The sequence below is a fragment of the Pseudoduganella lutea genome (genome assembly GCF_004209755.1).
GTDB classification, from domain to species: Bacteria; Pseudomonadota; Gammaproteobacteria; order Burkholderiales; family Burkholderiaceae_D; genus Rugamonas; species Rugamonas lutea.
Genome location: NZ_CP035913.1, coordinates 6,402,550 through 6,416,317, shown reverse-complemented (window position 1 = coordinate 6,416,317; position 13,768 = coordinate 6,402,550). Strand labels below are relative to the sequence as shown.

Below are 13,768 nucleotides of genomic sequence, written 5' to 3'. Positions count from 1 at the left end.
GTGTCTGACACCATTTCCGGATGAATCTCCCGGAAATGGTGTCAGACACCGGTTTGCCTCTGCGACCACCCTACCCCGCCATCCCCGTCCGCAGCAACCAGGGCGTCACGCCCGTCCACCGCTTGAACGAGCGCCGGAAATTGGCGGCATCGTGAAATCCGAGATAGCGCGCCACGGCATCGTTGTCGGCGCCCTGCGCATGGAACATCCACAAGGCGACGTGCGCGCGCACGCCGTCGAGCTCCGCCTGGAAATGCGTGCCGTGGCGCGCCAGTTGCCGTTTCAGCGTGGCCGGGCTCACGCCGAAATCGGCGGCCGTGCGTTCCAGCACGGGTGCCGTGCGCACCCGCTCCAGCAGGTAGTCGTACAGCGCGGCCAGCAGTCCGGGCGGCCGCTCCGGCTCGTCCTCGGCGGCGCGCAGCGCCAGCGCGGCGGCCAGCGCGCTGCCACGTGGCCACGGCCGGTCCAGCCATCCGGCCTCGATCAGCATGGCGTCGAAGTGGCAGTCGAAGCGCAACTCGCTGCCCAGATGGACGTGGTGCTGCTCCACGTGACGCGGCGCGGCACGGTTGAAGCAGAAGCGCCACGGCATCCGCTCCCCGCCCAGCCAGCGGCACAGCGCCACGACGGCCGTCATATGCATTTCCACCAGCGCCGGCCGCAGGCCGGGCGCGCCATGGCTGTCGACCCAGTACAGCGCGGCCATGCCGTCCCACGTTTCCAGGCGGGGGCGCAGCAGCGGTGTCAGGCGCGCATGCCAGCGGCACAGGATCAGCAGCGCGTCGCGCAGGGTCGGTGCCTGCACGAGTGCATTGCTGGGTGCGCCGTCGTGACCGGGCAGCAGCAGCTGGCCCAGCATGAAACTGGTATCGGCGCTGTCCAGCGCGCGCAGCGCGTTCGACAGCAGTTGCAGGTGCTGGGCAGGCGACACCAGCGCGTCCGGCGCCAGCGCATCCAGCCCCATGCCGCGCAGGAGGGCCGCCTCGCCGACATCGCGCGAGCGGGCATATTCAAGCACCAGCAAAGGCTGCTGCCGCGCCGGGATCGACGGTTCGGCGGCCCCGCGCCACTGGATCACTCGTCCACCTGTCAAGCGTCCACCTGCCGACACAGGTCGGCCAGCACCGTGTCCGGCGTGCGGCCGGGCGCGCCGCCAGCCTGGGCGCAGCTGTAGCGCAGCGACAGCGACACGCGGTCGCTGTCGACGTTACCGTCGACATAGTGCCGCATCGCCGCCACCATCCGGCACAGGTGCCGGGCCGCGTCATCGGCCGCCGCGTCGGCGAGGCCCGGCATCAGCACCGCGAACCGGTCGCCCGCGTAGCGGCACAGCAGGTCGTCGTTGCGCAGGTTCAGCAGCAGCATGTGGCTGACGGCCTGCAGCACCCGGTCGCCCTCGGCCGGGCCATGTTCGCGGTTGATGCGGTGGAAGCCGTCGATGTCGAGCAGCACCAGCGCGCACGTGCCCTGGCCGCGTGCCAGTTCGCGCGCTAGCTGGGCCGCAGATAGCCGGCGTCGGCCAGTTGCGTGACCCGGTCGAATGCGCGGTGGTCGCGGAACAGCCGCTCGCGCTTCTTCAGGTGCTCGGTCAGGCTGGCCTGCTCCTGCCGCCAGTACACCATGCCGATGGTGAGGATGACCATGCCCGCCGGGACGAGCGCTTCGAGCCCGTGATCCCACAGCGCGGCCTTGTCGATCGCGAGGAATTCATCCATGCAGTCGGCCCACGAGCCGAGCATGATGGCGGCGAAGCCGGCGGCGAGCAGCCGCGTCACGCGGCCGTCGGGGCGGCTGCCCAGCACGATCAGGCCCCACGCCGCGGCGACGAGCGCCGTGCCGCCCTCGCTCGCCACGTCGAACCATTTCCACGATTCGGCCGGCTTGATCGTGCCAACGGTGGCATACAGGAGCGCGATGGCCGTGCCGGCAAGGCAGGCGATGGCGAGGGCGCGGGACTGGATCGCGCAGTGCTGGAAGGTTTTCATGACCGGCCACCTTAGCGTGCCGTTGTGACAACGTGATGACGCCTTGGCGCAGTCCGCGCCAGGACGTTGCAATCCTGCCCGGGGTGCGATCGGCTCACCGGTGGCCGCGATTTCGCGCCGGTTGCATGGCCTGCGCGGCGCCGCCTGCGGCGGCTGCCGGGTCAATTGAGCTCATCCGGGCCAGCGCGGCACCCGCACCGGGCCCGCGGCGGGCCGCCTGTCACCGATCGGTCATACGGGATGCCTAGAATCCGCCGCAATCTCAACCACCGGATCGGTTCCATCACCATGCGACACCTCGCCATCCCCGCCCTGGGCCTGCTGGCCGCCACGGGCGTCCACGCCGCCGGCGACCCGACGGTCGTCATCGCCGGCCAGCGCGCCAGCCTTGCCAACGCCATCGCGGCCCAGGAAAAGGCCGACAACATCGTCAGCGTCGTCTCCAGCGACGGCATCGGCGGCCTGCCTGACAGGAACGCCGCCGAGGCGCTGGCCCGGCTGCCCGGCGTGGCCGTGCAGCGCGACCAGGGCGAAGGGCGCTATGTCAGCGTGCGCGGCCTGGGACCAGACCTGAACGCGGTCACCATCAACGGTGCGCTGGTCCCGTCGCCGGAGGCCGGCACGCGCGCCGTCGCCCTGGACGTGCTGCCTGCGGGCCTGATCCGCACGCTGCACGTATCGAAAACGCTGACGCCCGACCAGGATGCGAATTCGCTCGGCGGCACCGTGGAGGTAAAAACGCTGTCTGCGTTCGACCTGCCCGGCGCGCTGCTCGTGCTGGGCGCCGGTGCGAGCCACGATACGAACACGCATCGCGAGAGCCCGAATGCGAACCTGCTCTGGGCGCAGCGCTTCGCCGGCGGCAAGCTGGGCGTGGCGGCCGGCCTGTCGGGCGAAAAGCGCAAGTTCGGTTCCGACAATGTGGAAACGGGCGGCGCGTGGCGCGGCAACCGGCTCGAAGGCTTCGAATTGCGTGACTACCTGCCGGTGCGCGAACGCCGTGCCGCCGCGCTGAACCTGGACTGGCGTCCCGATGCGGCCTCCAGCTATGCGTTGCGCGCCTTCGTGAGCCGGTTTTCGGACGATGAAGTGCGCGACCGCCTCACGGTGGGCAATGTGGAAAACGACGACCTGGCCGAAGGCGTGACGGACGACGCACGCCTGGAACGCCGCCTGCGCCAGCGGAAGTACACGCAGGAGATCCGCTCGCTCACGGCGAGCGCCGACCGCCGCTTCGGCGACTGGCGCGTGCAGGCCGAGGCAACGGCAAGCCGCGCCACCGACGACGCGCCGGAATCGATCAACGATGCGCGCTTTCGCGGCAGCTTCGCCGGCATCGGCTTTGCCAATACGATGGCGCCGCGCCTCATTGCACCGGCGGCCGCCTTCGATCCGGCCAGCTACAACCTGAACGCGATCACGCTGCAGCGAAGCTTTGCAAAGGACCGCGCGAACGCGCTGCGCCTCGACCTTGCCCGCGAATTCGACGACGGCTACGCGGTGAAATTCGGCGCCAAGGCCAGCCGGCGCGACAAGGACAACGACACGGACCAGTGGGCCTATGACAGCGGCAATGCCACCAGCGCCAGCTACTGGGGCGCGGGTACACGCTCGATGAGCGCCTTTGTCGGCACGCACCAGCTGGACTACGCGTTCGGCCCGATCGGCGCGGCCCTCGATCCGGCAGCCATCCGTGCCCGTGTCGCCAGCCTGCCCCGCGCCGGCGCGCGGCAGGCCGCCGAATCGGCACTGGACGATTTCGCCCTGGTCGAGGACATCGATGCCGCGTATGTCCAGGGCACGCTGGCGCGCGGTGCCTGGTCGCTGCTGGCCGGGGTGCGCGCCGAGCGCACGCGCTTCAAGGCGGCAGGCCAGCAGATCGCGATCCTGGAAGACGAAAGCGAATCGATCACGGCGCGGCGCGCCGGCCGTTCCTACACGAACTGGCTGCCGACGCTGCAGGCCCGCTACGACCTTGATCGCGCCACCACGGTGCGCGCCGCGTGGAGCAACAGCGTGGTGCGCGCCAACTTCAGCCAGCTCGCGCCCGGCATCAGCCTGGACAGCGCGACGGAAGCCACGATCGGCAATCCCGACCTGGCCCCTTTGAAATCCCACAACCTCGACCTGGGCATCGAACGGGTGCTGGGCAACGACGGCACGATGTCGGCCTACGTCTTCCACAAGGACATCGCCAACTTCACGTACGCGACCAACCTGGCCGGCAGCGGACGATGGACCGGCTACACCACGGCCACGTCGTACGCCAATGGCGACAGCGCCAAGGTGCGAGGCATCGAACTGGCGTGGCAGCAGCCGCTGCGCATGCTGCCCGCACCGTTCAACGGCCTGCTGGTGGGCCTCAATGGCGCGCTGACGCATTCGCGCGCCGGCATCGACAGCTTCGACGAGGAGGCCGGGCGCCGCGCCGGCCGCGCCATCCGCCTGCCTGGCCAGTCGAGCCGGGTGGCGAACGCGATGATCGGCTACGAACACGGACCGCTGAGCACGCGCCTGGCCGTCAACCACAAGTCGCCCTACCTGCTGGAACTGGGCGACGATGTGCTCGATGCGAGTGGAGACCGGATCGTGGACAGCCAGACGCAGCTCGATTTCTCGCTGTCGTGGCAGATCGACCGCCGCTGGCAGCTGTCGTTCGAAGCTAGTAACCTGAACAATGAAAAATACTATGTGTACCAGGGCGTCAAGTCACGCAACGTCCAGTACGAACAATATGGCCGCACGTTCAAGATCGGCCTGAAAGCGAGCCTGTTCTGATGAAAAACCTTTCAATGCTGTCGCTGCTGGCCGCGCTAGCGGCCCCTGCCGGCGCGGCCCCCTGCCACCGGCCGTGGCCGGCGCGCGCGACCTGGCGCCGCTGCCCGGCGGCTGGCTGGTGCTGGAAAAGAACGCGGTGCGCCTGGTCGACGCGGCGGGCACCGGGCGGGCCAGCGTGGCCGTGCGCGGGCGCCAGCTCGACGTGCGCACCGGGCCGCACGGCGCGGCACTGGCGATCGTCATCGATGCCAATGCGGAACGGGCCATTCCACTGCGAGTCGACGGCCGTGCCGGCACGCTGGCCGCCCTGCCGCCGCTGCCCGAAACGGGCTACGGCATCGAGGCCGCCTGCCTGTACCGCGACGCCCAACGGCTCACCCACGCTTTCCTGGTCGGCAAGGATGGCCAGGCCGAGCAGTGGCTGCTCGATGGCGCAGCGCCGCAGCGCGTGCGCCGGCTCGCCCTGCCGCCGCATGTGCAGCATTGCCGGGTCGACGACGCCGACGGCACGCTGTACGTGGCCGAAGAGGGGTCCGGCGTGTGGGCCTACCGCGCCGATGCCGAAGGTGCGCCGGCGCGGCGGGCTGTCGGCCTGGCGCCGCCGTTCGGCAAACTGGCCGGTGGCGCGCAGGCGCTGGCCGTACTGCCGGGCGGCGTTGCCGCCACCGACGGGAACGGCGCGCTGCACGCCTGGCGCCGCACCGCCACCGGCTGGTCGCCCGTCGCGGTGGCCGGCGCGGACATCGACAACCTCGCCGTCGATGGCACGGGGCGGTTGCTGGCGTATGGCGGCAAGGACTGGCGCACCGTCGCACTGGCCATGAAGGCCGCAGCGCCCGTGGCGCCGCTGCCGGTGGTGACGGCCCGCGCGCAGACGGACCCGGTGGCACGCGCCGGCGACGCAGCCGACGATCCGGCGATCTGGCGGCACCCCGTCGACCCGGCTGCCTCGCGGGTGCTCGGCACGAACAAGAAGCAGGGCCTGCTCGTATACGACCTGCAGGGCCGGCAGCGCCAGTTGCTGGAGTCGGGGCGGCTGAACAACGTCGACGTGCGCCAGGATGTCGCCTTTGGCGCCGAACGCTTCGACCTGGCGCTGGCCACGCAGCGCGACGACAACGTGATGGTGCTGTTTTCGATCGCGCCCGACGGCACCGTGACCGAAGCGGCGCGGCTGCCGACGGAACTCGACGAGATCTATGGCGCCTGCGTGGCGCGCCCGGTGGGCGGCGGCCTCGATGCCTTCGTCAACGACAAGGATGGCCGCTACCTGCACTACCGGATCGGCCGCGCCGATGGCGCCTTCACCGCGCGCGTCGTGCGGCGCTTCCGCACCGAAACCCAGCCGGAAGGCTGCGTGGTCGACGAGGCCAGCGGCCAGCTGTTCGTGGGCGAGGAGCGGCGCGGCCTGTGGGTGACCAGCGCCGATGCGGCACGGGAACCGCGCCTGTCGATGGTGCTTGCGGCCGGCGGCCTGCTGCGCGCCGATGTTGAAGGCATCGGCGTGTACCGCGGCGCCCGGCAAAGCTACGTGGTCGTGTCCAGCCAGGGCAACGACAGCTACGTGGTGCTCGATGCCGCGCCGCCGTATCGGGTGCGCGGCGCCTTCCGGATCGGCGTCAACGTGGACGCCGGCATCGACGGCGCTTCCGAGACGGATGGCCTCGAAGTGACGTCGGCGAACCTGGGCGGGCCCCATGCACGCGGCATGCTGGTCGTGCAGGATGGCTACAAGCGCATGCCGGACGGGCCGCAGAACTTCAAGCTGGTGGCCTGGGACGACGTTGCCCGCGCCCTCGGCCTGGATTGACACGGCGCACGGATCCGCTAAACTTGCCCTGCCTGCCGTGCCGACGGCAGGCAGGACCGCACCAGGAGCACTCCCCCCAAATGACCATCTGAGCCTTCGCACCGCCAAGCGCCGCGCCCTTCCCCGGCCGGACCGACCACGCGTTCCGAAAGCTCCTCATGGCCCGACATCCTGCCGCCGCACCGGCGGCGCCCTGCACATCCTCGTTCATCGCCCTGCACCGCGTCACGCTGCGCCTGCCCGGCGGGCGCACGCTGTTCGACGACCTCACGTTCACGTTCGCGGCGCGCCGCAACGGGCTGGTGGGCCGCAACGGCGTCGGCAAGAGCCTGCTGGCCCGCGTGATGGCCGGCCTGCTGGCGCCCGACAGGGGCCGCGCGGCAGCCCACGGCACGATCCACTACCTGCCCCAGCGGGTCGACGCCGGTCCGCAGGCCACCGTGGCGGACGTGGCCGGCCTCGGCCGCTTGTTTGCCGCGTCGGCGCGGCTGGCCAGCGGCGGCGGCACACCGGACGACCTGGCCGTGCTCGACGGTCACTGGACCGTGACGACCGATTTCGCCCTGGCACTGGCCGCCGCGGGCCTGCCGCAGCTGCACGACGGCGCGCCTGCCGCGGGCCTGTCCGGCGGCGAGCTCGCGCGCATCGCGCTGGCCGGCGCATTCCTGTCCGGCCGCGACGTGCTGGTACTGGACGAACCGACGAACCATCTCGACCGCGAGGGCCGCGCGTGGCTGCATGCGCGCCTTGCCGCGTGGCCGGGCCAGGTCATCGCCATCAGCCATGATCGTGAGCTGCTCGACACGATGGATGCCATCGTCGAGCTGGATGAACGGGGCCTGCACGCGTATGGCGGCAATTTCACGCATTACCAGGCACGGCGCGCGGAGCAGGCCGCCGCCGCGCAGGCCGCGCTGGATCACGTGCGCGCGACGCGGCACGCCGGATTGCGGCAGCTGCGCGACGCGCACGATGCCCGCCACGCCCGTGCGGCCCGGGGAAACCGCGCCGCACGGGAAGAAAACCAGGCCGCAGTCCTGCTGGGCCGGCGCAAGGCCAGCGCACAGGCCAGCGCCGGCCGGCAAGTCCGGCTGGCGGAGACGACACGCGCATCGCTCGACGAAGCGGTACGGGATGCGGTGCAGAAGGCGGCGGCGGCCGGCGTCGATGCGGCGCTGCCCGCGCTGTTGCTGGGCGACGCCGCCGTGCCGGCCGGCCGGGTCGTCATCGCCTGCGAAGGCGCGGTGCCCCCCATGCCGGCTGGGGCGCGCCCGCTCGACCTGGTCCTTGCGGGTCCCGTGCGACTGGCGATCACCGGCCCCAACGGCTGCGGCAAGAGCACGCTGCTGAAGATGCTGGCGGGCGTCCTGCCGCCTTGCGCCGGCCGGTGCGCGACGCCGGTGTCGACCGCCTGGCTCGACCAGGGAGCGGAGGCCCTGCTGCCGCCCGCCTCGACGTTGCTGGACCGGCTGCGCCAGCTGGACAGCCCGCTGGCCGAAGGCGCACTGCGCAGCCGGCTCGCCCTGCTGGGACTCGAGGCGACGCGGCTCGGCGTGGCGGCCGGTGCGCTGTCCGGCGGTGAACGCGTCAAGGCGGCGCTAGCCTGCGCGCTGTGGGGGCGTACGCCAGCACAGCTGCTACTCCTGGACGAGCCCGGCAACCATCTCGACCTGCCTGCCCTCGCGGCGCTCGAGGCGGCGCTGCTGGCCTGGCCGGGCGCTTTCGCGATCGTGTCGCATGACAACCGGCTGCTCGATGCGCTGCGCCTGACGCACACGCTGCGCTGGTCGAAGGATGGCTGGCGACTCGCGGCTCGCCGCTGACGGCTGACGGCTGGCGCAGCCGCAGGCGTCGCCGCACACCCGATGCGTCACAAAACCATGACGTTATTATAACTATGCAACACTTATTGCTATATCACCTCGCAGATGACTTGCTGATCGAACCCCGGTGGTATGCTTCGCGGACAACATAACAATTCGGGAGAGCTCGACGTGTCGATTGCTGAAAAACTGTTCAAACTGAAGGAAGCCGGAACGGACGTCCGCACCGAAGTGGTGGCCGGGATCACGACGTTCCTGACGATGGCCTACATCATCTTCGTCAATCCGGCGATCCTCGGCGATGCCGGGGTGCCGAAGGAAGCCGTGTTCGTCGCCACCTGCCTGGCGGCCGCGCTCGGCACGCTCATCATGGGCCTGTATGCGAACTACCCGATCGGCATGGCGCCGGGCATGGGCCTGAACGCCTATTTCGCGTATGCGGTCGTGCTCGGCATGGGCGTGCCATGGCAGACGGCGCTGGGTGCCGTGTTCATTTCCGGCTGCCTGTTCCTCTTCATTTCGATCTTCGGGTTGCGGGAAATGATCGTCAAGGGCATTCCCGCGTCGCTGCGCACGGCCATCACCGTGGGCCTCGGGCTGTTCCTCGGCCTGATCGCGCTGAAGAGCGCCGGCATCGTGACGGCCAACGCCGCGACGATGGTTACGGTGGGCGACCTGCACAAGGCACCCGCCCTGATGGCCATCGTGGGCTTCCTGCTGATCGTCGCGCTGGACCGGCTGCGCGTGAAGGGCGCGATCCTCATCGGCATCGTCGTCGTGACCGTCATGTCGTTCTTCTTCGGCGGCAATACCTTCCAGGGCATCTTTTCGCCGCCGCCTTCGCTGGCGCCCACGTTCGCCCAGCTCGATATCGGCGGGGCGTTCGGTACCGGCATCCTGAACGTGGTGCTGGTGTTCTTCCTCGTCGAACTGTTCGATGCCACCGGCACGCTGATGGGCGTGGCCGCCCGCGCCGGCCTGCTCGTCGAAGGCAAGATGGAGCGCCTGAACCGCGCGCTGATGGCGGACAGCACGGCGATCGTCGTCGGTTCCGTCATGGGCACCTCGAGCACCACGGCCTATGTGGAGAGCGCAGCCGGCGTGCAGGCCGGCGGCCGCACGGGCCTGACAGCCGTCGTGGTGGCCTTGCTGTTCCTGGCAGCGCTGTTCATCTCGCCGCTGGCCAGCGTGGTGCCCGCCTACGCCACCGCACCGGCGCTGCTGTTCGTATCGTGCCTGATGCTGCGCGACCTGGCGGACGTGGAATGGAATGAAAGCACGGAAAGCATTCCCGCCGCCGTCACCGCGCTGCTGATTCCCTTCACCTATTCGATCGCCCACGGCATCGCTTTCGGCTTCATCACCTACGCCGCACTGAAGCTGCTGACGGGCCGCGTGCGCGAAGTCAAGGCCGTGGTCTGGGTGATCGCCCTCGTTTTCCTCTTCAAATACACCTGGCTGGGCGCATAAACGCTGCTGGCACTGCGAAAAGTTGCTTTCGCAGTGTCAGCTCGCAACTAGGTTCATTGCCAGACTAGTCCTACATCGCTGTAACCACTGGTTGGTGTCCTCCCATAGCGCCGGCGCTGCGCCCCGTGTGGTAACCAATAGTTACGAACTGATGAGCCGAAAAAGCTGGCTCTTGCTGCGCGGAATTGACTTGTAGGGAGGTCAATACTTGATAGGATGTCCACTCGAAGCCAGAGAGAACGGAACCTGTCACATGACCCTCCCCACGCACATTCATGTGCTGCATGACGCAAGCGCGCACGCCGGGCAGCCGGATGTGCCGTCCAGCGTTACGCGGGAGGCCGTGTGAGCACGGCACCACGGAATCTGGAAGCATACTCCGGACCGCAACCGGCGGTCCATGCCCGGGCATCACGCTCCGTGAACCAGCCGGGCAAACCTACCAACGACAACGATGGGCGCATATTGGCCGTAGCGAAGCTGCGCGACGGCGCCGGCTCCGGCGGCGCCCGCGTGGCCTCGTGCCCTGTCGGCATGGCCGCTGCCGCGGGACGGCGCGCCGTAACGAGAGTAAACGCCGCCGGCGCCGCCGCGACGCTGCTGATTCCCGCATCCCTGGATGCCAGGACCCCGATGTCAATATCGAATAATGGCCCGATAACTAAAAGAGGATCCCATGAGTGACTTCGAATATCCGCGACCGCAGCTGGTGCGCGACAAGTGGCAGAACCTGAACGGCACCTGGCAGTTCGCCTACGACGACGACCGGCGTTACTGTCGCCCCGACGAGGGCATCGAGTGGACGCAGCAGATCCAGGTGCCGTATGCGCCGGAGACGAAGCTCTCCGGCATTCACGACACGGGTTTCCATACCGTGGCGTGGTATCGCCTGGAATTCGACATGCAGGACCGCGGCGAACGCACGATCCTGCATTTCGGCGCCGTCGACTATGAAGCCAGGGTCTGGGTCAATGACCGGCTCGTGTGCACGCACCAGGGCGGCCACACGTCGTTCTGCGCCGACATCACCGATGCGCTCGTCGAAGGTCAGCGCCAGGTGATCGTGCTGCGCGCGGAAGACGATCCGCATGATCTGGCCAAGCCGCGCGGCAAGCAGGACTGGCAGCTCGAGCCGCACTCGATCTGGTATCCGCGCACCACCGGCATCTGGCAGACCGTCTGGCTGGAACAGGTGCCCGCCACCTACCTGAAGGGCATCCGGTGGACGCCCCACTTCGACGGCTTCGAGATCGGCTGCGACATCCAGGCCGCGGGCGACCGCCGCGAAAAGCTGACGGTCGAAGTAAAGCTGTGGCACGGCGAAGTGCTGCTGGCCGACGACGAATACAAGCTGATGGGCCAGGAGGCGCACCGCAAGATCGCCATTTCCGACCCCGGCATCGACGATTCCCGAAACGACCTGCTGTGGAGCCCGGAAAAGCCGACGCTGCTCGATGTCGAACTGACCCTGCGGTGCGACGGCATCGAGCTGGAAACGGTACGATCCTATACAGCGCTGCGATCGGTGGCCATCAACCGGGACCGGTTCATGCTCAATGGCAGGCCCTACCCGCTGCGCCTGGTGCTGGACCAGGGCTACTGGCCTGACAGCGGCATCACGGCGCCGAACGATGCGGCGTTGAAACGCGATGTCGAACTCGCCAAGCTGATGGGCTTCAATGGCGTGCGCAAGCACCAGAAGATCGAGGATCCGCGCTACCTGTACTGGGCCGACAAGCTGGGCCTGATGGTGTGGGAAGAAATGCCGTCGGCGTATTCGTTCAGCCCGAAGTCGATGACGCGCCTGATCAAGGAGTGGCAGGAAGCGATCGAGCGGGATTACAGCCACCCCTGCGTGATCGTGTGGGTACCGTTCAACGAATCGTGGGGCGTGCCGAACCTGACGTCGATGCAGGCGCATCGCAATGCCGTCGAAGCGCTGTATCACATGACGCGCATGATGGATTCGACGCGGCCCGTGATCGGCAACGATGGATGGGAGGCTTCGGCCACCGATATACTCGGCATCCACGATTACGACAGCGATCCGCAGCGCATCAAGGCGCGCTACGAGGTCAGCGATCCGGCCCGCACGCTGTTCGACCAGCGGCGTCCAGGCGGCCGCATCCTGACGCTGGACGGCTTCCCGCACCGCGGCCAGCCGATCGTGCTGACGGAATTCGGCGGTATCGCCTTCGACACATCGGCGCCCGACATCGACACGTGGGGCTACTCGCGGGCAATGACGGCCGATGCGTTCTACGAGCAATACACCGCCCTGCTGAAGGTGGTGAACGAGACGCAGATGTTTTCCGGCTTCTGCTACACGCAGTTTGCCGATACGTACCAGGAAGCAAACGGGCTGTTGAACGCGGACCGCACGCCGAAGATCCCGTTCGAAAAGATCAGCGCGGCCACCCGCAGCGTCCAGCTTGTCGCGCAGGACCCGCCTGAACCGGTCTGATCGCCTCAGGATTTCCGCCCGTCTTCGCGAGACGGGCGACAGTTAGCAGCACCACAATTCACGACTCACAATTAACGACCCGTTACGGGCAAGGGAGAAACCATGTCGACCATTATCGTGTTCTGCCATCTGCGTTGGGACTTCGTCTTTCAGCGTCCACAGCACCTGCTGACCCGCCTGGCCAAACATTACAAGATCGTGCTGGTGGAAGAGCCCATTCACCACCAGGGCGAAAGCTTCATGAAGACGTGGCAGCCGGCCCCGAACATCACCGTGTGCCAGCCGCACACGCCGGTGCAGCAGCACGGCTTCCACGACGACCAGATTCCGCTGGTGCAGCCGATGGTGGCCAAGCTGGTACCGGAAGGCGAGGATCCGATCGTGTGGTTCTACACGCCGATGGCGCTGCCGCTGCTGCCGCAGCTGCATGCAAGCCTCGTCGTGTACGACTGCATGGATGAACTGTCCGCCTTCAAGAATCCGCCGCGCCAGCTGCTGCAGCGCGAAACGGCACTGCTCAATATCGCCGACATCGTATTCACGGGCGGCCCGAGCCTGTACGAAGCCAAGAAGAACCGCCACTCGAATGCCCATTGCTTCTCCAGCTCGGTCGACGCGCAACACTTCGCCCATGCGCTGGAACGCGAAGCGAGCCATCCGGACCAGGCCCATATCCCGCATCCGCGCCTGGGCTTCTATGGTGTGATCGACGAGCGCTTCGATACCGAGCTGACCGCCAAGATCGCCGATGCCAACCCCGACTGGCAGATCGTGCTGGTGGGCCCGGTCGTGAAGATCGACCCGGCGCACCTGCCGCAGCGCGCGAACATCCACTACATGGGCCAGCGCGGCTATGACGACCTGCCGAAATTCCTGGCCGGCTGGGATGTCTGCCTGATGCCGTTCGCCATCAACGAGGCCACCAAGTTCATCAGCCCGACCAAGGTGCTGGAATACATGGCCGCCGAACTGCCGATCGTGTCGACGCCGATCCGCGACGTGGAACAGCCGTATTCGCACGTGGTGGCAATCGGCCACACGGCCGAGGAATTCGTGGCCCATGTCGAAGCGGCGCTGGCACAGACGCCGGAACAGACCGCGGCAATGGCGCGCAAGATGCGCGACGTGGTGGCCAAGACCTCGTGGGAAAACACGGCGTCGCAAATGCGCGACCTGCTCGAGTCCACCACGCCAGCGCGCAAGTTCGAGCGCCTGACCGCACCGGAAATGCTGTACGAGCAGCCGCATGCCGCGCCGAACGTCAACCCGCTGCGCACGCCGGTGACGGCGCCGAAGGTCGGCAGCATGATGGGTGGTGTCGCTGCGGCGGCATACCAGGTCGCTCCCGCATCGGCCTCGGTGCAGGCCGCGGCAAAAGCGGAGTAAGGAACAGGAAGGGAGCCCCGCTCCCTTTTTGAAACAGAAACGGCGGCCAATG

The 13,768-nt window shown here is 68.1% G+C and carries 9 protein-coding genes; 6 read left to right on the top strand and 3 right to left on the bottom strand.

Annotated features, from left to right (window positions below; genetic code table 11):
* Nucleotides 1-70: 70 nt before the first annotated feature.
* The 3 genes from EWM63_RS27025 to EWM63_RS32600 are packed head-to-tail and all read right to left on the bottom strand — an operon-like array spanning nt 71 to nt 1,985.
* Nucleotides 71-1,078 carry an AraC family transcriptional regulator gene (locus tag EWM63_RS27025; protein ID WP_130189293.1) on the bottom strand — a complete coding sequence of 336 codons (1,008 nt, stop codon included), beginning with the start codon at nt 1,076-1,078 and terminating at the stop codon, nt 71-73.
* An 11-nt stretch (nt 1,079-1,089) separates the two neighbouring features.
* Nucleotides 1,090-1,455 carry a GGDEF domain-containing protein gene (locus EWM63_RS32605; RefSeq protein ID WP_229487996.1) on the bottom strand — a complete coding sequence of 122 codons (366 nt, stop codon included), beginning with the start codon at nt 1,453-1,455 and terminating at the stop codon, nt 1,090-1,092.
* A gap of 35 nt (nt 1,456-1,490) precedes the next feature.
* Complete coding sequence (locus tag EWM63_RS32600) at nt 1,491-1,985, bottom strand: hypothetical protein (RefSeq protein WP_229487526.1); 495 nt, start codon at nt 1,983-1,985, stop codon at nt 1,491-1,493.
* A 288-nt stretch (nt 1,986-2,273) separates the two neighbouring features.
* On the opposite strand from EWM63_RS32600, the gene EWM63_RS27015 reads away from it, so the two are divergent.
* The 6 genes from EWM63_RS27015 (at nt 2,274) to EWM63_RS26990 (ending at nt 13,716) form a co-directional block, all read left to right on the top strand.
* Nucleotides 2,274-4,763 carry a TonB-dependent receptor gene (locus tag EWM63_RS27015; RefSeq protein ID WP_130189292.1) on the top strand — a complete coding sequence of 830 codons (2,490 nt, stop codon included), beginning with the start codon at nt 2,274-2,276 and terminating at the stop codon, nt 4,761-4,763.
* Nucleotides 4,764-4,836: 73 nt separating this feature from the next.
* Nucleotides 4,837-6,573 (top strand): phytase, encoded by a 1,737-nt coding sequence (locus tag EWM63_RS27010; protein ID WP_229487525.1) that lies wholly within the window; start codon nt 4,837-4,839, stop codon nt 6,571-6,573.
* 158 nt (nt 6,574-6,731) lie between these two features.
* Complete coding sequence (locus tag EWM63_RS27005) at nt 6,732-8,396, top strand: ATP-binding cassette domain-containing protein (RefSeq protein ID WP_130189291.1); 1,665 nt, start codon at nt 6,732-6,734, stop codon at nt 8,394-8,396.
* A gap of 132 nt (nt 8,397-8,528) precedes the next feature.
* A complete protein-coding gene (locus EWM63_RS27000) occupies nt 8,529-9,866 on the top strand; it encodes an NCS2 family permease (protein ID WP_130189290.1) in 1,338 nt (445 codons plus the stop codon).
* 676 nt (nt 9,867-10,542) lie between these two features.
* Nucleotides 10,543-12,330 (top strand): glycoside hydrolase family 2 protein, encoded by a 1,788-nt coding sequence (locus EWM63_RS26995; protein WP_130189289.1) that lies wholly within the window; start codon nt 10,543-10,545, stop codon nt 12,328-12,330.
* Between the two features lie 102 nt (nt 12,331-12,432).
* Nucleotides 12,433-13,716, top strand: coding sequence for a glycosyltransferase (locus EWM63_RS26990; RefSeq protein WP_130189288.1), 1,284 nt, complete (start codon nt 12,433-12,435; stop codon nt 13,714-13,716).
* The last annotated feature ends 52 nt before the right edge of the window (nt 13,717-13,768 follow it).

Bases quoted from the DNA above. Each gene is read 5' to 3' on its own strand.
- EWM63_RS26990 (WP_130189288.1), top strand. From the start codon at position 12,433: ATGTCGACCATTATCGTGTTCTGCCATCTGCGTTGGGACTTCGTCTTT.
- EWM63_RS26995 (WP_130189289.1), top strand. From the start codon at position 10,543: ATGAGTGACTTCGAATATCCGCGACCGCAGCTGGTGCGCGACAAGTGG.
- EWM63_RS27005 (WP_130189291.1), top strand. From the start codon at position 6,732: ATGGCCCGACATCCTGCCGCCGCACCGGCGGCGCCCTGCACATCCTCG.
- EWM63_RS27000 (WP_130189290.1), top strand. From the start codon at position 8,529: ATGCTTCGCGGACAACATAACAATTCGGGAGAGCTCGACGTGTCGATT.
- EWM63_RS32600 (WP_229487526.1), bottom strand. From the start codon at position 1,985: ATGAAAACCTTCCAGCACTGCGCGATCCAGTCCCGCGCCCTCGCCATC.
- EWM63_RS27015 (WP_130189292.1), top strand. From the start codon at position 2,274: ATGCGACACCTCGCCATCCCCGCCCTGGGCCTGCTGGCCGCCACGGGC.